We start from the raw sequence: 19,861 nt of genomic DNA on the forward strand, positions 1-19,861 counted from the left end.
CATCGCCTGACCCCTGGCACGGAGAACGAGGAACCGGGCGGGCCGTCGAACGGCCCGCCCGGTTCCGTACGACCGCGCGACTACGCGCCGAGGAGCGTCCGCACCCGGTCCGCGCCCACGGCCAGCAGCAGCGTGGGCAGCCGCGGCCCGGTGTCCCGGCTCACCAGCAGCCGGTAGAGCAGCGCGAAGAAGGACCGCTGGGCCGCCTTCAGCTCCGGCGTCGGCTTGGCGTCCGGCTCCAGACCCTCCATCACCTTCGGCACGCCGTAGACGAGCGTGGTCAGCCCGTCCAGCGACCAGTGCGAGTCGAGCCCTTCCAGCAGCAGCCGCAACGACTCGCGCCCCTGCTCGTCCAGGGAGCCGAGCAGTTCCTTGTCCGGCTCGTCGCGGACGACGGTGCGTGCCTCGGCCGGGACCTGAGTGGTGATCCAGTTCTCCGCGCGGTCCAGCCGGGGCCGGGCCTCGTCGAGCGAGGTCAGCGGGTTGTCCGGGTCGAGCTCGCTGAGGATGCGCAACGTCTGGGCCTCGGCGCCCGCCGTGATGTCGGCCACCGACGCGAGCGTGCGGTACGGCAACGGGCGCGGGGTGCTCGGCAGCTCACCGGCGGCCGTGCCGACGGCCCGCGTGTAGGCGGCGGCGTCGGCGGGCAGCACCGAGCCGTCGGCGACCTTGCGGGCCAGCGAGTCCCACTCGTCGTACAGCCGCTGGATCTCCTGGTCGAAGGCGATCTTGAAGGACTGGTTGGGCTTGCGGCGCGCGTACAGCCAGCGCAGCAGCGGCGCCTCCATGATCTTGAGGGCGTCGGCCGGGGTCGGCACACCGCCCTTGCTGGAGGACATCTTCGCCATGCCGGAGATCCCGACGAACGCGTACATCGGCCCGATCGGCTGGACTCCGTCGAAGATCTCACGCACGATCTGGCCGCCGACGACGAACGAGGAGCCGGGCGAGGAGTGGTCCACGCCGCTGGGCTCGAAGATCACGCCCTCGTAGGCCCAGCGCATCGGCCAGTCGACCTTCCAGACGAGCTTGCCCCGGTTGAACTCCTTGAGGCGGACCGTCTCGGCGAAACCGCAGGCCGAGCAGGTGTAGTTCAGCTCGGTCGAGTCGTCGTCGTAGGACGTGACGACCGTGAGGTCCTTCTCGCAGTTGCCGCAGTAGGGCTTGTACGGGAAGTAGCCCGCGGAGCCGCTGCCGCCGTCGTCCTCGTCGGCGGCACCGGAACCCTCCGCGGCCTCCAGCTCGGCCTCGTCGACCTTCTTCTGCTGCGGCTTCTTCCCGCCCTTGGCGCCGGCCGCCCCGTCCTTCTTGGTGCGGTAGCGGTCGAGGACGGCGTCGATGTCGCCGCGGTGCCTCATGGCGTGCAGGATCTGCTCGCGGTACGTACCCGCCAGGTACTGCTCGGTCTGGCTGATCCCGTCGTACTCCACGCCGAGCTCGTCCAGCGCCTGCGTCATCGCCGCCTTGAAGTGCTCGGCCCAGTTCGGGTACGCGGACCCGGCCGGGGCGGGCACCGACGTCAGCGGCTTGCCGATGTGCTCGGCCCACGACTCGTCGACGCCCGCGACCCCGTTCGGGACCTTGCGGTAGCGGTCGTAGTCGTCCCAGGAGATCAGGTGGCGCACGGTGTACCCGCGGCGGCGGATCTCGTCGGCGACGAGGTGCGGGGTCATGACCTCGCGGAGGTTGCCCAGGTGGATCGGGCCCGACGGGGAAAGGCCGGACGCGACGACGACCGGTTTGCCAGGCGCACGTCGCTCCGATTCGGCGATGACATCGTCCGCGAAGCGGGAGACCCAGTCGGTCTCGGTGCTGCTCTGACTCGAAGCCACGGTCGGCACGTCCTTCTCTCGTGTAGGACTCATAGGGGCGGGATCCATTCTCCCAGGTACCGACCGCAGCGCGAAAACGGCTTTGCGGCGCGTGGGATACTCGGGTGATCCCTTGTCTCCTACGGAAACGGCAGCCGGCTCATGGCTTCGGTCCCTTCCCTCGCTTCCACGCTCCAGCAGCAGCTGGCGGACGCCCTGACGGCAGCTCTGCCGGATGCCGGCACCGCGGACCCGCTGCTGCGCCGAAGCGACCGGGCCGACTTCCAGGCCAACGGGATCCTCGCGCTCGCCAAGAAGCTCAAGGGCAATCCGCGCGAGCTGGCGTCCAAGGTCACGGCCGCCCTCCCGACGGGTGACCTGATCAAGGACATCGAGGTCTCCGGCCCCGGCTTCCTGAACGTGACGCTCACCGACCGGGCGATCACCGAGACCCTCGCCGCACGCGCCGCGGACGGCGACCGCCTCGGCGTCCCGGTGAACACCGCCGCGGGCACGACGGTCATCGACTACGCCCAGCCGAACGTGGCCAAGGAGATGCACGTCGGCCACCTGCGGTCGGCGGTCATCGGCGACGCCATGGTGCAGATCCTCGAATTCACCGGCGAGAACGTCATCCGGCGTCACCACATCGGTGACTGGGGCACGCAGTTCGGCATGCTCATCCAGTACCTCATCGAGCACCCGGGCGAGCTGGGCCACCAGGAGAGCGGGGCGGCGGACGGCGAGGCCGCGATGTCCTCCCTCAACCGCGTCTACAAGGCATCGCGGGTGCTCTTCGACTCCGACGAGGAGTTCAAGACCCGCGCCCGGGACCGGGTGGTCGCCCTCCAGGCCGGTGACCCGGAGACGCTGGCACTCTGGCAGGGCTTCGTCGACGAGTCGAAGGTCTACTTCTTCTCGGTGTTCGACAAGCTCGACATGGAGGTCCGTGACGCCGACATCGTCGGCGAGTCCGGCTACAACGACATGCTGGAGGAGACCTGCCGGATCCTGGAGGAGACGGGCGTCGCCGTCCGCTCCGAGGGTGCGCTGTGCGTGTTCTTCGACGACGTGAAGGGGCCCGACGGCAACCCGGTCCCGCTGATCGTCAAGAAGACGAACGGCGGCTACGGCTACGCGGCGACGGACCTCTCCGCGATCCGCGACCGGGTGCGGGACCTCAAGGCCGACTCCCTCGTCTACGTGGTCGACGTCCGGCAGTCCCTGCACTTCAAGATGGTCTTCGAGACGGCCCGCCGCGCAGGCTGGCTGAACGAGGACGTCAAGGCGCACCAGCTGGCCTTCGGCACCGTCCTGGGCAAGGACGGCAAGCCGTTCAAGACCCGTGAGGGCACCACCGTCCGGCTGGAGGACCTGCTGGACGAGGCCGTCGAGCGGGCCACCGCGGTCGTCCGGGAGAAGGCCGGGAAGGTCGGCCTGTCCGAGGACGAGATCGTCGAGAACGGCCGGTACGTCGGTGTCGGCGCCGTGAAGTACGCGGACCTGTCGACCTCGGCGGTGCGGGACTACAAGTTCGACCTGGACCAGATGGTGTCGCTGCACGGCGACACGTCGGTGTACCTCCAGTACGCGTACGCCCGGATCCGCTCCATCCTGCGCAAGGCGGGGGACGCCGAGCCGGCCGCGCACCCGGAGCTGGAGCTGGCCCCCGCCGAGCGAGCGCTGGGCCTGCACCTGGACCAGTTCGGCGAGGTCCTGGCCGAGGTGGCGACGGCGTACGAGCCGCACAAGCTGGCCGCGTACCTCTACCAGCTCGCCTCGCACCTCACCACGTTCTACGACCAGTGCCAGGTGCTCAGCGACGAGAATCCGGCGGAGGTCGTCGCGAACCGGCTGTTCCTCGTCGAGCTCACCGCCCGCACCCTGCACCGGGGCATGGCACTCCTCGGCATCCGGACGCCCGAGCGCCTCTGACCGCACCCCGGGCACCCCGGGCACCCCGGCAGACGACAGGCCCGGTACCCCTGGAATCACCCCAGGGGTACCGGGCCTCTGCTGTTGCTGCGCGCCACCGTCGTCCCGGCGGGGCCGCTGTCGTCACGGGCCGCCGCGAGGAGCCCTGGCCTTCCTACGCGCCACCCTCCCGGGAGGGCTGCTGTTCCTGCGCGCCACCGCCCCGGGTCACTGGGGCCGTCCCAGCGCCCATCCCGACACGTCGGCCAGCCGGCCGCGCCACAGGGGCAGGTGCAGGGCGGCGGCACCACCGAGGACGAGGGTGACGTCCCTCAGATGGATCCAGCGCGGCAGCTGTGCCACGCCCTCACCCGCGACCAACTCCCTGATCCCCTGGTCCACCGTCTCGGGGAACTCCGCGATCAGGTTCGCGCCCTCGCCCTCGACCTGGCGCAGACTCCGCGCCCAGTCGGACTTCCACGCCTCGTGACCGATCACGTCCCCGTGGAGCACACCGCCGGTGAGGGTGAGGGTGATCGGCAGGCTCGACCGCAGCTCTCTGTCCAGCAGCTGGATCAGCAGCTGGAGCTGCAGATCGGGTACGGGTTCCGTGATCACCGCAGACGCTTCCGGCGGTGCCTGGACGGACTCGGTCATGGCGCACTCCCTTCACCTGACGGACGGCTGGTGAAGGGCCGTGTGCCCCCGGTCCGCGCTGTCACACCCCCGGCGCCCGGACGTATCCGTCACAGCCAGCGGCGGATGGGCAGGACCGCGGCCTCGCGGACCCGCTGCACCGGGGAGCGACGCTTCCACCGGCCTTCCTCGATCAGGACGCTCTTCGTCACGTCATCCTCGAAGTGACCGTCCAGGACGGCGGTGAAGTCCTGGTCCAGCACCGCGAGCATCACTTCCTCGTCGTGGTCCAGCGAGCGCCTGTTGAAGTTCGTCGAGCCGATCAGGGACGCGACCCGGTCCACGGTCAGCGCCTTGGTGTGCATCATCGTCGGCTGGTACTGGTAGATCTTCACGCCGCAGGCGATGAGTTCCTCGTAGTGGTGCTGTCCCGCCAGCTGGCAGACCCGCTTGTCCGTGTGCGGTCCGGGCAGCAGGATCTCCACGGAGACGCCCCGCGCAGCCGTGGCGCAGAGCAGCTCGATGAAGTAAGTGTCGGGTGCGAAGTACGCCGTGGTGAGCCTCACCCGCTCCTCGGCGGACTCCAGCACCACCCGGAGCAGGGTCTGCATGTCCTGCCAGCCGAAGCTGGCCGAACCCCGCACCACCTGGACGATCGCGTCGCCCTCCGGCTGGAGGTCGACGAACCGGTCGCGGTCGGTGAACAGCTCGTCGTGGCACTCCGCCCAGTTCTGGGCGAACGCGGCGGCGAGACCGTCCACCGCCGGACCGCGCAGCTGCACGTGGGTGTCCCGCCACTCACGCTCGTCACGGGCGTCGCCGCACCACTCCTCCGCGATACCGACGCCGCCGGTGAACGCCGTCTCCTCGTCGGTCACGAGGACCTTGCGGTGACAGCGGTGGTTCTGCTTGAGCGGCGACAGGTACAGGGGCTTGCGGAACCACGCCACCGCCACCCCGGCCTCCTCCATCATCGCCAGTTGGTCCTTCTCGATCAGCCGGCTGCCGAAGCCGTCCAGGAGCAGCCGCACCCGCACGCCGGCGCGGGCCCGCTCCGACAGCGCCTCGGCGAAGTCGCGGGCTATGTCACCGCGCCAGTAGACGAAGGTCATCATGTCCACGGTGTGCTCGGCATCACGTATCGCACCCAGCATCGCGGCGAAGATCGCGTCCCCGTTGCGAAGGGGCACGAGCGCGTTGCCCTCGGTGGCGGCGATGCCGATCAGCCGTTCAAGCCGCCGCCGCAGCCGCAGGATGCGCTCGGGGTAACCGGTGTCCGGTCTGTCGTCCGTCTCTGTGGGCATGGGTCACCTGACCTGATCGAAGGGTTGGGAACCCGGCGACTGTACTCCCCCGCCGCATCAGTACTCGGCTTCCACCCACTCGGCCCTGTCCACCCAGTAGAGGTACTCCGGCCGCCCCGTGATGCTGCTCGTACGGAACGGCTTGCCGTTGTCGTCGATGCGCAGGGTCCCGCTCCGGTCGCCGCTGCTCCACTCCAGCTCCAGGTACCAGGTCACGTCGTGCCCCTCCACATGAGCATCGAGGTTGAACACCTCCACGTCGGTGGAGCTCACCCGGTACGGGAAGTCCTTCGCCGGGACGACGACCCCGCCGTCCTGCCCCGCGACCGGCTGCGTGTGGGGTTGACCGTCGTCCAGGTCGATGTCGAAGGACTGCGGGGTGATACCGCTTCCGCAGCCCTCCCCCATCGAGTACGCGGCCCAGGCGAGCGCCGGTTCGCGCGACACGACCCGCACGTGCAGCCCCTTGAGCACCACGGCCTGCGACGACGCCCCCTGGAGGGTGAGTTCGAGCATCATGTCGCCCCCGTCCACACCGCCGAGCGCCTTCGCCCAACCGCGGCTGCCCTGAGGATCGGTCGGCGGCGGCGGTACGGTCCCGGGCTCACGGTCGAGCAGGTAGTGCTGCCCGCACGGCGCCTCCCAGTTGTACGAGCTGATGACTGCGCTCACGGGGACGCCCTTGTCGTCCTCCGCCCCGCCCTGCCGCGCCGGTGCCGCGGCCGGAGGGGAGGGTGTGGCGGTGGCGCTGCCGCCGGCCGACGGGGAAGCCGACCGGCTCGGCGTCGCGGACGGGCTGCGGGTGCTGCTGCTGGCGCTCGCGCTCGGCGCGACCGGGGCCGCCCCGGTGGCCACGTCGGTACGCCCGCCACCCGCCCCGTCGTTCTCCGCGAGTCCGCGGAACACCAGGGCGGCGGGCACGGTGAGCGCGACGACGGCCACCGCGGCGAGCAGGACGCGCACCCGACGGGAGGGCCGTCGAGGCGCGGTGACGGGCCGGTCCGCCACAGACCCACCGGCCGCGGGGCGCTGCTCCCCGGGCGGCGTGACGTCCCCGGCCCCGATTCCCGCCGCCGACGCGGAATCCGACCCCACGAGCGGTTCCGCTTCCGTTTCCGCTTCCGGTTCTGCTTCCGGTTCGACTTCCGGTTCTGCTTCCGGTCCCGGCCCTGGTGCGGCGCTCCCCGATGGCCCGTCCCCCGGCTCCACAGCGACGGCCGCCGACTCCGACTTCCGCGCCCCCCGCCGCTTCGCCTCGTCGGCCAGGATCCACTTCCGGTGCAGGCCGACCAGCTCGTCCCCCGACGCCCGGCACACCCGCGCGAAGCGTTCGACCGGCGCGTAGTCCTGCGGAACGGCGTCGCCGTTGCAGTACCGGTGCACCGTCGACGTGCTCATGTGCAGCTTCCGGGCGAGCGCTCCGTAGCTCAGCCCGGACCGTTCCTTGAGCCCACTCAGCTCAGCCGCGAAGTCCTGGATCTCCGTACCCACCCCGACCGTTCCTCCCTCTGCTCCGTCCCGGAAGCGCGTTCCAGGACGGTCTCGTTTCCGCAGGTCAGATGGCATTTCAGCGTTCCGGCGTCCCGTCCCGGCCGGCAGCCGTTGCCTCCGGAATCCGGCGCCGCACAGGATGTGGGCACACCGCTGAACACAGCCTTCGTCCACACCGGGAGACGCAGTGCGTACCCGCTTCGAACTGAGCCTCACGGATGCGGTCGCCGCAGGAGTGCTGATCGCCTCCGCAGCAACCGTCATCGCCCTCCTGTGGCACCTCTGACCGCTCGTCATTGTCCAGTACATCCAGCACCGTCCGGCCCGCCAAAGCGGCGCCCCGGACACGACAGACCTTCCGCGGACCACCTGTCCGCAGACCGTCCGAACGACCTTCCGAACAACCATCTGAACGACCATCCAACGGGGAGAACCACCTCATGCGTAACCGCAACTTCCGCCGCACCGCCCGCACCTCCGCCCTCGGCACCGCTGCCCTGCTGGCCGCGCTCACGCTGACCGCCTGCCAGGGAGACGACCAGGCGGCGGCGGACAGCGCCCCGGCACCGTCCGCCCCTTCGGAGCAGCCGTCGGACAGCCCGAAGGCACCCGCGGACCAGCAGAAGGACTCCACCGGTTCCGACGCGGACTCCGGTTCGGCCTCCGGCTCCGACTCCGTTTCGAGTTCCGGTTCCACCCACGCCGAACCCGCCGCGCAGAAGCCGAAGGGCACCGCCAAGGACACCGGCGCCGACAGCGGCCCCGTCACCCGCGCCTGCGACGGCGGGAACACCAAGGTGACGATCACGGCCGTGACCCGCCCCATCAACCACATGCTGCTCACCGTGACCAACACCGGTTCGAAGGCCTGCAACGCCTACTCCTACCCGTTCCTCGCCTTCGGCGAGGCGCAGGCCGTCCCGCCGGTCTACGAGGAGAGCAAGCCGCAGGCCGTCGTCACCCTCAGCCCGGGCCAGTCCGCGTACGCCGGTGTCATGACCTCCTCCGCCGACGGCAGCGGCGAGGGCGGCTACTCCACCAAGGACCTGACGGTCAGCTTCCAGAACCGCCAGGGCTCCGGCTCCACCGGCCCGTCGTCGAACGTCCCGCTCGCCAAGCCGGTCTACGTCGACAGCACTCTGAAGGTCACCTACTGGCAGGCCACCATGACCGAAGCCCTCACGTACTAACCCACGCCCCACCCCGCCCCCACCCCACCCCGCCGGTCGGTGTGAGGCAGGGGACAGGCAAACCGGACATAGTGCCCGCTGTGCCTGTCCCCTGCCTCACGGTCATGCCCCGGCCTGGCGCCCGCCCCGGCCGCGGGCACGGCGGTCGTTCTGGTGGGACTGAGTAGGAGCACTCATGTGTCCGGTCGGCCGCCCCTGTTGACTCGTACGCATGCCCGATGACCTGCTCGATCCCCGTAGCCCGTACGCCTGGGTCGCACCCCTGCTCTCGACGCTCGTCACCCTGCCCGCAGCGGGCGCGGCCCTGTTCTACGGTGCGCTCTCCCCCATGGCCTGCGACTCCTGCAACGGCGCGGCCGCCGACCGCTTCACCGACTCGTTCGCAGTGGGCTGGGGCGTCCTCTGCGTCGGTCTGCTGGTCTCGCTGGCCGTGCTGCTGGCGAGCTGGGTCCTGCCGTGGCGGCAACGGCGGGAGCCGACACGCCTGCTGCTCGCCTGGGCCGCGCCCGCTGCGGTCCTGTGCGCCTTCATCGCCTTCATGGGTCTCGTCGACTGGCCCTGACCCGGCAGATCAGACCCGGCAGATCAGGGTGCTTTGAGCAGGTCGCGAAGCCCTGCGACGTACGTGCGCACGTCCCGTTCGGCAGGCAGGTCGGCGAGAGGTTCCTCGTCTCCGGGCAGTCGGCAGGGACGGCACAAGCCGTCCGGAAGCGCCTCGGCGCGACCGGGCGCACCGCACTTGGTGCATTCCATCATCACCAGCCGGACCGGCGCACCGGCAGCGGGCGGCTGCGGTACGGCGGGCGGGTGGGGCGGGATCTTGTCCGTGAGACGGCGACGGACGAACCCGACCGGCGAGTCGACCTGGGCGGGCAGCCCCGCGGCGAGGGCCCGCACGAGGTAGTCGGCGTCCACGCCCCGCGCGAACCACTCGGCGGCCAGGGGCTCGAGGACCGCGCAGTCGGCGGCGGACAGTGCCAGCCGGGCATCGACACGCCCGAGTCGCGCCAGGGCCGCGTATGCGGGCGAGCGGTCGTCCGACGCGGGCGGGGCCGGTTCCTGCGCCCGCTGCCGGGGTACGACCGGCGTCACGGGCCGGACGACCACGGGCTCGACGGCCGAAGGCTCGGCCACCGAAGGCTCGGCCACCGAAGGCTCGGCCACCGAAGGCTCGACGCCCACGGGCCCGGCGATCGCCGACTGCTCGCGTTCGGCACCGACGAGGTGCGCCCACCACTCGTTGTCGCGGGCGGTACGGGACCAGAACGTGCGGAAGACCCAGCGCACTTGGCCGCCGGCACCGCTCACCAGGCACCGCACCCGGCGCAAGTGCCCTGCGACGGACAGCGCCTTGAGGGCGGAGCCGACCGCCTGCTGCCCGTAGAGCGGCAGTTGTCGGGCCAGGCTCTTGACGTCCATGGCCGCACCGTCGGGCAGGTGGTCGATGAACCCGGCGATGCTGCGCTCGCGCAGGGGCAGCAGCATGAAGTCGTGACCGCTGCGCGGCTGTTGGTCCGGGGCGGATCGCTTGCCGTAACCGGGGTGGGCCATCGGGTACGGGCGCGAGGATGCGGGTGCGCGCAGGGCGGGGCTAGGGTGCTGGATAGCCACGAGATCGTCTTCCGTTCCGATCTTGGGGTGAGACCCCGGCCCGGTGTTGCTAGCGCCGTGTCGGGGTCGTTCGTTTCCCGCACCGTAAACAGCCGCCACTCTCCGCCGCAAGTCGGCCACTATTAGTCATACTTGCTGGCCGTGACGGGGCCGGGAGGTTGGGGTGGTTTCCCCCAACCCTTCTTTTCCCTACCGGTTGAAAGAAGGCGCTCGAATCCCGGAGCCCGTGTCCCGAAGTCCGAATCCCGGATCCCGAGCGTCGGGCCAGACGGTTCCCAGCACCACCCGGAAGAGTGATCCCGCCCTTCCCGGAGCTCGGCCCCCGACACCCGAGCCCCGGGCTTCGGGCATCGGGCATCGGGCTTCGGGGCCGCCGTCCGCAGACAAGGGGACCCTGGAGGGGAGTCCGGCAACGCCGCCCTCCCTCCCGGTGCGAGCCGCGCTCCGTGGACGCCCGTCAGGCGTTCCGGCCGAGGCGTACCGCTCATCCGGTGGCAGGGGAACCCGGAGACCCGCCGGCCCTCGGAGAAGGACCCATGAACGCTGAGGAGCCGGGGGCTCAGAGGACGAGGAACCGTGCGCTCACAGGAACCGTGAGCTCGCCACCGGCCCCGAGGACCGCAGCCGGGCCCGGTCACCCCGGAGCCAGGTGCCGCGTACCGCCGAGGCGAAGTCCGTGAGCGCGTCGAGGGGATCGGCTGGTGTCTGGTCGTCCCCCGTGTCCGGCGCCGGGTCGGCGCCCGTGATGTCCGCGGCGATCTCCGCCTCCGGCCGCCCGTCGGCCGCCCCGCGCTCCATGCCGCCGTCGGCACCCTGCCCGAGGGTCTCGCCCCACGGGGGCACGACCGACTGGTGGAGCAGTGTCACGCTGTCGGCGGCGACGGCCGGCGGGTCGGTCCAGCAGCTCGCATGCTCGTGCAGGACCTGCCCCGGCGCCCGGTGGAAGAGCTCCCCGAGCGCCTCCGGCCCCCCGTCCGCGCGGGCGGTGTCGTCGAGGTCGTAGGCGATGACGACGGTGTCCTCCCGGCCGGCATCGAAGGGCACCGCCGGAAGGCCCAGCACCTCGGCGGCGGCCAGACCCAGGATCCGGCTCCCCCGGTCCGGCAACAGGGACACCGAGCCGGGCCGTACCCCGGCGGCGCCGAGCACCGCCTTCAGCCGGAGCAGCCCGTGCAGACACCGGCCGTGGGTGTCCTGGACCCAGGCGTACCGGCCGGCCATCCCGGCGTCGAAGCCGTGCGGGGACAGCGTGCCCAGCACGGTTCCGCCCATGACGTACTGCCAGCCGCGCAGATCCGAGTGGTCCAGCGGGCTCACCGGCCCGGTGTCCGCCGCGCGGTCCAGGACCCGGTTCTGCCGGTCGTGGGCCCCGAGCCAGGTGTCCTCGGCGGGGGCGGGGAGACGCGCGCGCTGGCGGCGGGCCAGCTCCAGGTCACCGGCCAGGACCGCGTTGAAGACCAGGAGGTAGCGATCGGGCCAGTCGGCGAGCCCGTCCTCGTGCGCGAGGAGTGCCTCGACGGCATCGCGGTGCCTGCCCTCGTCCTCGTACGCGGAGACCAGCTCGCGCAGCAGGCCCGAGGAACCCGGTGACAGGCGCAGCGCCTCACCCAGGGCGGGTATCGCCAGGAAGGACACACCGCGCTCCACGCAGGCGTAGCCGTAGTCGTAGAGCGGGCGCACCCGGTCGGGGTGCGCGGCCAGAGCCGCGGCGGCCTTGCGCAGATCGTCGAACCCCGCCGCTGCCGCCGCTCGCCCGACGACGACCGCGACCTCCCCCAGCGGCACCGAGGAAGCCCGCCGCAGCTCGCGCAGCGCGCCCGGGACATCGCCTCTGTCGAGGTGCTCCCGGGCCTCGGCCAGCTCGGGGGACGGGGGACGGCGATTCCTGCGTGCGATCATGCGCACGATCCTCTCGGCAACCCGCGCCGTCCTCAACCCAATTGATCTTCCGGCTTCGAGGGCGCCGAGGGCGCCCCGGCACGTCGGCGGGGCCCGTCGGCGCGGCTGCCGGACCCGCGCGGACCGCGGCCGGCACACGGAGAGCGGGCCACGGCCCCGCCGTGACCCGCTCGAGAACTCCAGGGCTCAGCGCCCGAGCCGCCGTGCGACCTCCGTCGCCCAGTACGTCAGGATCATCTGCGCGCCCGCGCGCCGGATCCCCGTCAGGCTCTCCAGGATCGCCGCGTCCCGGTCGATCCAGCCCTTCTCCGCGGCGGCCTCGATCATCGCGTACTCACCGCTGATCTGGTACGCCGCGACCGGCACGTCCACCGACTCGGCGACCTTCGCCAGGATGTCCAGGTACGGCCCGGCAGGCTTCACCATGACCATGTCGGCGCCCTCCTCCAGGTCGAGCGCCAGCTCGCGCATCGACTCGCGGACGTTCGCCGGGTCCTGCTGGTACGTCTTGCGGTCGCCCTGCAGCGAGGAACCCACCGCCTCGCGGAACGGGCCGTAGAACGCGGAGGAGTACTTCGCGGTGTACGCCAGGATCGACACGTCCTCGTGCCCCGTCTGGTCCAGCGCGTCGCGGATCACCCCGACCTGGCCGTCCATCATGCCGCTGGGACCCACCACATGGGCGCCCGCGTCCGCCTGGACCTGCGCCATCTCGGCGTACCGCTCCAGCGTCGCGTCGTTGTCGACGCGGCCGTCCTCGGTCAGCACCCCGCAGTGACCGTGGTCGGTGTACTCGTCCAGGCACAGGTCGGACATGACCACGAGGTCGTCGCCCACCTCTTCCCGCACCGCCCGCAGGGCCACCTGGAGGATCCCGTCCGGGTCGGTGCCCGCCGTGCCCCGGGCATCCTTCTTCTCGTCCGACGGGACGCCGAAGAGCATGATCCCGGAGACCCCGGCCGCGACCGCGTCGAGCGCGGCCTTCCGCAGGGTGTCCAGGGTGTGCTGCTGCACGCCGGGCATGGCAGAGATCGCGACCGGGGCGTCGACGCCCTCGCGCACGAACGCGGGAAGGATCAGGTTCGCGGGGTCGAGCCGGGTCTCGGCGACCATGCGCCGCATGACGGGCGTCGTCCGCAGCCGCCGGGGCCGCGAGCCGGGGAAGTTTCCGTACACAGTCATCCTTCGAGACTAGACCCGCACACATCACCGATTTACCGACACCCGGGCCGGAAAAAGCGGGGCCCGGCCGCTTCGGGAAGAAGCAGCCGGGCCCCGCGCATCCGTTCCGACCGTCAGGTGGTCGTCCGGCGGCGTCTCGCACCCGGACGCCGCTCGCTCGGCCGGGTCACCGGGTCACCGGCCTCCTTGGCCGCGTCCCGACGCCGCGCGCCGAAGTCCGCCAGCGCCTGGGCCAGCTTGTGGACCGACGGCTCCGGGGACAGGACGTCGACCCGCAGGCCGTGCTCCTCGGCCGTCTTCGCCGTGGCGGGACCGATGCACGCGATCACCGTCACGTTGTGCGGCTTGCCCGCGATACCGACCAGGTTGCGGACCGTCGACGACGAGGTGAAGAGCACCGCGTCGAAGCCACCGCCCTTGATCGCCTCACGGGTGTCGGCCGGCGGCGGCGAGGCGCGGACCGTGCGGTACGCGGTGACGTCGTCGACCTCCCAGCCGAGCTCGATGAGCCCGGCCACCAGCGTCTCCGTGGCGATGTCCGCGCGCGGCAGGAACACCCGGTCGATCGGGTCGAAGACCGGGTCGTACGGCGGCCAGTCCTCCAGCAGACCGGCCGCGGACTGCTCGCCGGACGGCACGAGATCAGGCTTCACACCGAAATCGACCAGCGCCGCCGCGGTCTGCTCGCCGACGGCCGCGACCTTGATCCCGGCGAAGGCACGGGCATCGAGCCCGTACTCCTCGAACTTCTCCCGCACGGCCTTGACCGCGTTCACCGAGGTGAAGGCGATCCACTCGTACCGGCCGGTGACGAGCCCCTTGACCGCACGCTCCATCTGCTGGGGCGTACGGGGCGGCTCGACGGCGATCGTCGGAACCTCGTGCGGCACCGCACCGTAGGAACGCAGCTGGTCGGAGAGCGACGCGGCCTGCTCCCTCGTACGCGGCACGAGCACCTTCCAGCCGAACAGCGGCTTGGACTCGAACCATGCCAGCTGGTCACGCTGCGCCGCGGAGCTGCGCTCCCCGACCACGGCTATGACCGGCTGGTGCCCGTCCGGCGACGGGAGGACCTTGGCCTGCTTCAGGACCTGGGCGATCGTCCCGAGCGTCGCCGTCCAGGTCCGCTGGCGCGTCGTCGTTCCCGCGATCGTCACCGTCAGCGGGGTGTCGGGCTTGCGGCCCGCCGAGACCAGCTCGCCGGCGGCCGCGGCCACCGAGTCGAGCGACGTGGACACGACAGCCGTCGCGTCGCTCGCGCCGACCTCGGTCCAACAGCGGTCCGAAGCGGTACGGGCGTCGACGAAGCGCACATCGGCACCCTGCGCGTCACGCAGCGGCACACCGGCGTACGCCGCCACACCGACGGCGTTCGCGATGCCGGGCACGACCTCGAAGGGCACACCCGCGGCAGCACAGGCGAGCATCTCCGCGCCCGTGTTGCCGTCCAGGCCGGGGTCCCCCGTGACGGCACGGACCACCCGCCTGCCACCCTTGGCCGCCTCCATGACAAGATTGGCGGCGTCCCTGAGAACGGGTACCCCGACTGCTGTTGACGACACGTCAACAACCGTCACCTCAGGCGTGCTTACCCCTGCCCGCGCATGGCAGCGGACGACGTCGAGAACGTCGGGCTCGGCCACAAGGACGTCCGCGCTCGCGAGCGCCTCCACGGCGCGCAGAGTCAGCAGTCCCGGGTCGCCGGGACCGGCGCCGAGGAAGGTGACGTGCCCTGAGGACAGGACAGGGAAGTCGGATACGACGGGGCCGGTGGGGCTCAAAGTGCTCGCTCCCCCATAAGACCGGCCGCACCCTTGGCGAGCATCTCGGCCGCGAGCTCGCGACCGAGGGCCACCGCGTCGTCGTGCGACGTGGGAACGGGACCGGTGATGGACAGCTGCACCAGGGAAGTGCCGTCGGTGGAACCGACGACACCGCGCAGGCGCAGTTCGTTGACAGTCTGACCGTCGGCCAGGAGGTCGGCCAGCGCACCCACGGGTGCGGAGCAGCCGGCCTCCAGGGCGGCGAGCAGGGCGCGCTCGGCGGTCACGGCGACCCGGGTGTACGGGTCGTCGAGCTCGGCGAGCGCTGCGGCGAGGTCGGCGCTGGTTGCAGCGCACTCGATCGCCAGTGCTCCCTGGCCGGGAGCAGGCAGGACGGTGTCGACCGGCAGGAAGTCGGTCACTTCACCGGTCCGGCCGAGGCGGCTGAGCCCGGCGGCGGCGAGAACCACCGCGTCCAGCTCTCCGCTCCGTACGAATCCGATACGCGTATCGACGTTGCCCCGGATCGGCACGGTCTCTATGTCGAGTCCGTGCGACCGGGCGTACGAGTTGAGCTGCGCCATGCGGCGCGCCGAACCGGTGCCTATGCGGGCACCGGACGGAAGCTGTTCGAAGGTCAGCCCGTCCCGGGCCACCAGTACGTCGCGCGGGTCCTCGCGCTCCGGTACGGCGGCCAGGACGAGGCCCTCCGGCTGCGTGGTGGGAAGGTCCTTGAGCGAGTGGACCGCGAAGTCCACCTCGCCGCTCAGCAGCGCCTCGCGCAGCGCCGCGACGAACACGCCGGTACCGCCGATCTGCGAGAGCTGCTCCCGGGAGACGTCCCCGTACGTGGTGATCTCGACGAGCTCGACGGCGCGCCCGGTCACCTCACGGACCGCATCAGCGACCATGCCGGACTGCGCCATGGCCAGCTTGCTGCGCCGGGTGCCGAGCCGCAGCGGATTCGTGGTCTCCCCGCCCAGGGGTGAGTTGTCGGTCATGACCGCCCTCTATTCGGGTCGTTCAGGTCTGCCCGGGAGACGGCGGCCACCGTCTGCGGGTCGAGGTCGAAGAGTTCCCGCAGCGCATCGGCGTAGCCGGCACCGCCGGGCTCGCTGGCGAGCTGCTTGACCCGCACGGTGGGCGCGTGCAGGAGCTTGTCGACGACGCGGCGCACGGTCTGCGTGATCTCGGCGCGCTGCTTCTCGTCCAGGTCGGGGAGGCGTCCGTCGAGCCGCGCGATCTCGCCGGCCACCACATCGGCGGCCATGGTGCGCAGGGCGACGACGGTCGGGGTGATGTGGGCGGCCCGCTGGGCGGCGCCGAAGGCGGCGACCTCGTCCGCGACGAGGGTGCGCACCTGGTCCACATCGGCGGCCATCGGGGCGTCCGCGGACGCCTCGGCGAGCGACTCGATGTCGACGAGGCGCACACCGTCGACGCGGTGGGCCGCTCCGTCGATGTCGCGCGGCATGGCGAGGTCCAGCAGGTGGAGCCGGGCGGGGCCGCCGGAGCGGGCCTGCGCGGGCACCCGGCGCACGGCAGCCTGCGACGCGGCGGTGGCGGAGCCGTTCTCCACCCAGGCGGCGTGCTGGTCCAGCGGGTCCGGCGCGGCGGCGGGAGCCGTGGACGGCCGCTCCGCGGCGTCGAAGTCCACGCCGAGCGCCCTGGCGACGGCCTCCGCGGTCAGGACGAGCCCGGTGGCGCCGGTACAGGAGACGACCACGTCTGCACGTGTCAGTTCGTCCGCCACGGCGCCCATCTCCACGGCGCGGGCCGTGACCCGGCCGCCCTGGCCGAGGATCTCGACGAGCCGGTCGGCACGGGCCCGGGTCCGGTTGGCGACGACGATCTCGGCGACTCCCGCGCGGGCCAGGGTGGCGGCCGCGAGCGAGGACATCGAGCCCGCGCCGATCACCAGGGCGCGCTTGCCCCCGGCCCACTCGGTGACCTCGGTGCCGTCCGCGAGCTGCTCCAGCCCGAAGGTGACGAGCGACTGCCCGGCGCGGTCGATCCCGGTCTCGCTGTGGGCGCGCTTGCCGACCCGCAGGGACTGCTGGAAGAGGTCGTTCAGCAGGCGTCCCGCGGTGTGCAGGTCCTGGCCGAGCGCGAGCGCGTCCTTGATCTGGCCGAGGATCTGGCCCTCGCCCACGACCATCGAGTCCAGCCCGCACGCCACCGAGAACAGGTGGTGGACGGCACGGTCCTCGTAGTGCACGTAGAGATAGGGGGTGAGCTCGTCCAGACCGACTCCGCTGTGCTGCGCGAGCAGCGTGGAGAGCTCGGCGACACCCGCGTGGAACTTGTCCACGTCCGCGTACAGCTCGATGCGGTTGCAGGTGGCCAGCACGGCGCCCTCGGTCGCGGGTTCCGCGGCGAGGGTGTCCTGCAACAGCTTCGTCTGGGCCTCGGGCGCCAGCGACGCCCGCTCCAGTACGGAGACGGGAGCGCTGCGGTGGCTCAGTCCTACGACCAGAAGGCTCATGCCGGCATCACGGCGGGCATGTCCCCGTCGGGTCCCTTCCGGTTCGCCGGGGTGGCGCGCATGGGCGGCGCCTCCTCGTCGGGGTCCTCGAGCGCGACGCCCTCGGCGGCGGCTTCCTCGCCGGCCTTGCGCTGCTCGTGGAACGCGAGGATCTGCAGCTCGATCGAGAGGTCGACCTTGCGCACGTCCACACCGTCGGGCACGGAGAGCACCGTCGGGGCGAAGTTCAGGATGGAGGTCACACCGGCGGCGACGAGCCGGTCGCAGACCTGCTGGGCCGCACCGGGCGGAGTGGTGATGACGCCGATGGACACACCGTTGTCGCTGATGATCCGGTCCAGGTCGTCGGTGTGCTGGACGGCGATCCCGGCGACCGGCGTACCCGCCATGGCGGGGTCGGCGTCGATCAGGGCGGCGACCCGGAACCCGCGGGAGGCGAAACCGCCGTAGTTGGCGAGGGCGGCGCCGAGGTTGCCGATGCCGACGATGGCGACCGGCCAGTCCTGGGTGAGGCCGAGTTCACGGGAGATCTGGTAGACGAGATACTCGACGTCGTACCCGACACCACGCGTGCCGTAGGAACCCAGGTAGCTGAAGTCCTTGCGCAGCTTGGCGGAGTTGACCCCCGCGGCGGCGGCGAGTTCCTCGGAGGAGACCGTGGGAACCGAGCGCTCGGAGAGCGCCGTCAGTGCGCGTAGATACAGCGGAAGCCGGGCGACGGTGGCCTCGGGAATTCCTCGGCTACGGGTCGCCGGTCGGTGAGTTCGGCCAGTTGCCACGGTGCTCCTGCGGGATGAGCGGGGCTGCAGGCGGCCGTATGTCCTAAGACCGCCCCGTCGACAGCAGGCTATGTCTTTGTGAACGCGTGCACAAAGATAGTGTCCGTTTTGTCCGGTCAAAGTGACCGGGGTCACGCATATTCCGTACGGGATCCCGGAACCCGGGACCGCACGGGTCCGTTGCAGGCCGGAACGGGGCACAGCGGAACACACTCCTCATGTCCATGCCCCCGAGACCACTCAAAACGCCCATGATGTTAACCGGGTTTCACCCATCGACCCCCTTCACGTACCCAACGCCGTGCGCAGCCTCGCCGGGTCCACCCGCCAGAACGTGTGCTGCTCGCCGTCGATCAGGACCACCGGGACCTGCTCCCAGTACTCCTTGTGGAGCGCCTCGTCCTGCGTGATGTCCTTCTCCACCCAGGACGCGCCGGTCTCCTCGCAGACCGCGCGCACGACCAGCCTCGCGTCGTCGCACAGATGACAGCCGGGCTTCCCCACGAGGGTCACCACCCGGTCAGCGGGGTTCTTCTTCTTCGCACGACGCAGCAGGGCACTCATACCCTCATTCTGCGCTCCTCACGGCGTCACCCGTTCGACACTCCGGTCCCGGAGAGTTCACGCCGACGCATCCCGCCGGGTCCGGAACGGCCGGACCGAATCGCTATGGTTACCGCATGGCCGCTCCTGGATGGCTCAGCCCCCGCAGACGCCCCGCGACAGCACGAAGCGTGCTGGCCGGCGAGGCCGCTGCCGAGGCCGCACGGAAGTCGGCCCTTCCCGCCGACGAGTCCCCTCTCCCCGCCGACGCCGTGGAGCTGCTGGCCGCGGCCGAAGAGGCCGGGGAGCCCGCGTTCCCGGTGGCCGGGGACGACCGGGCCGCCGCCTTCTTCGACCTCGACAACACCGTGATGCAGGGCGCCGCGATCTTCCACTTCGGCCGGGGCCTGTACAAGCGGAAGTTCTTCGAGCGCCGCGAGCTGACCCGGTTCGCCTGGCAGCAGGCGTGGTTCCGGCTGGCCGGTGTCGAGGACCCCGAGCACATGCAGGACGCCCGCGACAGCGCGCTGTCCATCGTCAAGGGCCACCGTGTCTCCGAGCTGATGTCCATCGGCGAGGAGATCTACGACGAGTACATGGCCGACCGCATCTGGCCCGGCACCCGTGCCCTGGCACAGGCCCACCTGGACGCGGGCCAGAAGGTCTGGCTGGTCACGGCCGCACCGGTGGAGACCGCCACGATCATCGCCCGCCGCCTGGGGCTGACCGGCGCGCTGGGCACGGTCGCCGAATCGGTCGACGGCGTCTACACCGGCCGCCTGGTCGGCGAACCGCTGCACGGCCCGGCGAAGGCCGAGGCGGTACGCGCACTGGCGGCGGCGGAGGGCCTGGACCTGGAGCGCTGCGCGGCGTACAGCGATTCGCACAACGACATCCCGATGCTGTCGCTGGTCGGCCACCCGTACGCGATCAACCCGGACACCAAACTCCGCAAGCACGCCCGTTCCCTGGACTGGCGCCTGCGTGACTACCGCACCGGCCGCAAGGCGGCCAAGGTCGGCATCCCGGCCGCAGCGGGCGTCGGAGCCCTCGCCGGCGGCACCGCCGCGGCAGTCGCCCTCCACCGCCGCCGCCGCTGACCCGCCGTGGCGGCCCCGCCCGTCCGGGGCCGCCACCGCTCGCACCCGCCACCCACCGCGTCGACGGACCGCCGGCCCGGGCGGCCCGGTCACGCCCCGCCCCCGGGGCACGCCCGGGGACGTACGGCCAATCGGGACGGGCTAAGCAGCCAC

The 19,861-nt window shown here is 71.5% G+C and carries 16 protein-coding genes; 4 read left to right on the plus strand and 12 right to left on the minus strand.

Going from position 1 to position 19,861, the window contains the following annotated elements:
• Positions 1–80: 80 nt before the first annotated feature.
• Positions 81–1,841 (minus strand): lysine--tRNA ligase, encoded by a 1,761-nt coding sequence (gene lysS / locus OG927_RS14370; RefSeq protein WP_199862736.1) that lies wholly within the window; start codon positions 1,839–1,841, stop codon positions 81–83.
• A 132-nt stretch (positions 1,842–1,973) separates the two neighbouring features.
• On the opposite strand from lysS, the gene argS reads away from it, so the two are divergent.
• Entirely contained in the window at positions 1,974–3,746 is a 1,773-nt protein-coding gene (argS, locus tag OG927_RS14375; protein ID WP_056792948.1) for an arginine--tRNA ligase, read from the plus strand.
• A 207-nt stretch (positions 3,747–3,953) separates the two neighbouring features.
• On the opposite strand, the gene OG927_RS14380 is transcribed toward argS, so the two are convergent.
• The 3 genes from OG927_RS14380 to OG927_RS14390 form a co-directional block, all read right to left on the minus strand.
• Complete coding sequence (locus OG927_RS14380; RefSeq protein ID WP_056792947.1) at positions 3,954–4,382, minus strand: hypothetical protein; 429 nt, start codon at positions 4,380–4,382, stop codon at positions 3,954–3,956.
• 89 nt (positions 4,383–4,471) lie between these two features.
• Positions 4,472–5,665: a phospholipase D-like domain-containing protein gene (locus OG927_RS14385; RefSeq protein ID WP_056792946.1), complete on the minus strand. Its 1,194-nt coding sequence runs from the start codon at positions 5,663–5,665 to the stop codon at positions 4,472–4,474.
• Positions 5,666–5,722: 57 nt separating this feature from the next.
• Complete coding sequence (locus OG927_RS14390) at positions 5,723–7,156, minus strand: helix-turn-helix domain-containing protein (protein ID WP_056792945.1); 1,434 nt, start codon at positions 7,154–7,156, stop codon at positions 5,723–5,725.
• Between the two features lie 440 nt (positions 7,157–7,596).
• Between OG927_RS14390 and OG927_RS14395 the strand changes: the two genes are divergently transcribed.
• Positions 7,597–8,346: a DUF4232 domain-containing protein gene (locus OG927_RS14395; protein WP_330320270.1), complete on the plus strand. Its 750-nt coding sequence runs from the start codon at positions 7,597–7,599 to the stop codon at positions 8,344–8,346.
• 211 nt (positions 8,347–8,557) lie between these two features.
• On the plus strand, positions 8,558–8,908 hold the full coding sequence (locus OG927_RS14400; protein ID WP_056792943.1) for a hypothetical protein: 351 nt from the start codon (positions 8,558–8,560) through the stop codon (positions 8,906–8,908).
• A 23-nt stretch (positions 8,909–8,931) separates the two neighbouring features.
• Here OG927_RS14400 and OG927_RS14405 read toward each other — a convergent pair whose 3' ends face one another.
• From OG927_RS14405 to OG927_RS14440, 8 genes are all read right to left on the minus strand, one after another.
• Positions 8,932–9,897 (minus strand): MarR family transcriptional regulator, encoded by a 966-nt coding sequence (locus tag OG927_RS14405; protein WP_330320271.1) that lies wholly within the window; start codon positions 9,895–9,897, stop codon positions 8,932–8,934.
• Positions 9,898–10,539: 642 nt separating this feature from the next.
• Positions 10,540–11,856: a hypothetical protein gene (locus OG927_RS14410; RefSeq protein ID WP_330320272.1), complete on the minus strand. Its 1,317-nt coding sequence runs from the start codon at positions 11,854–11,856 to the stop codon at positions 10,540–10,542.
• 186 nt (positions 11,857–12,042) lie between these two features.
• Positions 12,043–13,038, minus strand: a complete 996-nt coding sequence (gene hemB / locus OG927_RS14415) for a porphobilinogen synthase (RefSeq protein ID WP_199862733.1) — start codon at positions 13,036–13,038, stop codon at positions 12,043–12,045.
• Positions 13,039–13,151: 113 nt separating this feature from the next.
• Positions 13,152–14,819: a bifunctional uroporphyrinogen-III C-methyltransferase/uroporphyrinogen-III synthase gene (locus tag OG927_RS14420; RefSeq protein ID WP_056792939.1), complete on the minus strand. Its 1,668-nt coding sequence runs from the start codon at positions 14,817–14,819 to the stop codon at positions 13,152–13,154.
• Positions 14,816–15,802 (minus strand): hydroxymethylbilane synthase, encoded by a 987-nt coding sequence (gene hemC / locus OG927_RS14425; protein WP_056792938.1) that lies wholly within the window; start codon positions 15,800–15,802, stop codon positions 14,816–14,818. The genes OG927_RS14420 and hemC overlap by 4 nt, the downstream gene beginning before the upstream one ends.
• Complete coding sequence (locus OG927_RS14430) at positions 15,799–17,286, minus strand: glutamyl-tRNA reductase (RefSeq protein ID WP_056792937.1); 1,488 nt, start codon at positions 17,284–17,286, stop codon at positions 15,799–15,801. The genes hemC and OG927_RS14430 overlap by 4 nt, the downstream gene beginning before the upstream one ends.
• The gene (locus tag OG927_RS14435) at positions 17,283–18,065 is read right to left on the minus strand and encodes a redox-sensing transcriptional repressor Rex (RefSeq protein ID WP_056792936.1); all 783 of its coding nucleotides are present in this window, start codon (positions 18,063–18,065) and stop codon (positions 17,283–17,285) included. The genes OG927_RS14430 and OG927_RS14435 overlap by 4 nt, the downstream gene beginning before the upstream one ends.
• 285 nt (positions 18,066–18,350) lie before the next feature.
• Positions 18,351–18,629, minus strand: a complete 279-nt coding sequence (locus tag OG927_RS14440) for a glutaredoxin family protein (protein ID WP_056792935.1) — start codon at positions 18,627–18,629, stop codon at positions 18,351–18,353.
• 116 nt (positions 18,630–18,745) lie between these two features.
• Here OG927_RS14440 and OG927_RS14445 point away from each other — a divergent pair, with 116 nt between their 5' ends.
• Positions 18,746–19,708, plus strand: coding sequence for an HAD family hydrolase (locus OG927_RS14445; RefSeq protein WP_056792934.1), 963 nt, complete (start codon positions 18,746–18,748; stop codon positions 19,706–19,708).
• Positions 19,709–19,861: the final 153 nt, after the last annotated feature.

It is taken from the genome of Streptomyces clavifer (assembly GCF_036345975.1).
GTDB classification, from domain to species: Bacteria; Actinomycetota; Actinomycetes; order Streptomycetales; family Streptomycetaceae; genus Streptomyces; species Streptomyces clavifer.

What these genes read in the sequence shown, in the direction of transcription:
- argS (WP_056792948.1), top strand. Translation starts at nt 1,974, where the DNA reads ATGGCTTCGGTCCCTTCCCTCGCTTCCACGCTCCAGCAGCAGCTGGCG.
- OG927_RS14380 (WP_056792947.1), bottom strand. Translation starts at nt 4,382, where the DNA reads ATGACCGAGTCCGTCCAGGCACCGCCGGAAGCGTCTGCGGTGATCACG.
- OG927_RS14385 (WP_056792946.1), bottom strand. Translation starts at nt 5,665, where the DNA reads ATGCCCACAGAGACGGACGACAGACCGGACACCGGTTACCCCGAGCGC.
- OG927_RS14395 (WP_330320270.1), top strand. Translation starts at nt 7,597, where the DNA reads ATGCGTAACCGCAACTTCCGCCGCACCGCCCGCACCTCCGCCCTCGGC.
- OG927_RS14400 (WP_056792943.1), top strand. Translation starts at nt 8,558, where the DNA reads ATGCCCGATGACCTGCTCGATCCCCGTAGCCCGTACGCCTGGGTCGCA.
- OG927_RS14405 (WP_330320271.1), bottom strand. Translation starts at nt 9,897, where the DNA reads ATGGCCCACCCCGGTTACGGCAAGCGATCCGCCCCGGACCAACAGCCG.
- OG927_RS14410 (WP_330320272.1), bottom strand. Translation starts at nt 11,856, where the DNA reads ATGATCGCACGCAGGAATCGCCGTCCCCCGTCCCCCGAGCTGGCCGAG.
- hemB (WP_199862733.1), bottom strand. Translation starts at nt 13,038, where the DNA reads ATGACTGTGTACGGAAACTTCCCCGGCTCGCGGCCCCGGCGGCTGCGG.
- hemC (WP_056792938.1), bottom strand. Translation starts at nt 15,802, where the DNA reads ATGACCGACAACTCACCCCTGGGCGGGGAGACCACGAATCCGCTGCGG.
- OG927_RS14430 (WP_056792937.1), bottom strand. Translation starts at nt 17,286, where the DNA reads ATGAGCCTTCTGGTCGTAGGACTGAGCCACCGCAGCGCTCCCGTCTCC.
- OG927_RS14440 (WP_056792935.1), bottom strand. Translation starts at nt 18,629, where the DNA reads ATGAGTGCCCTGCTGCGTCGTGCGAAGAAGAAGAACCCCGCTGACCGG.
- OG927_RS14445 (WP_056792934.1), top strand. Translation starts at nt 18,746, where the DNA reads ATGGCCGCTCCTGGATGGCTCAGCCCCCGCAGACGCCCCGCGACAGCA.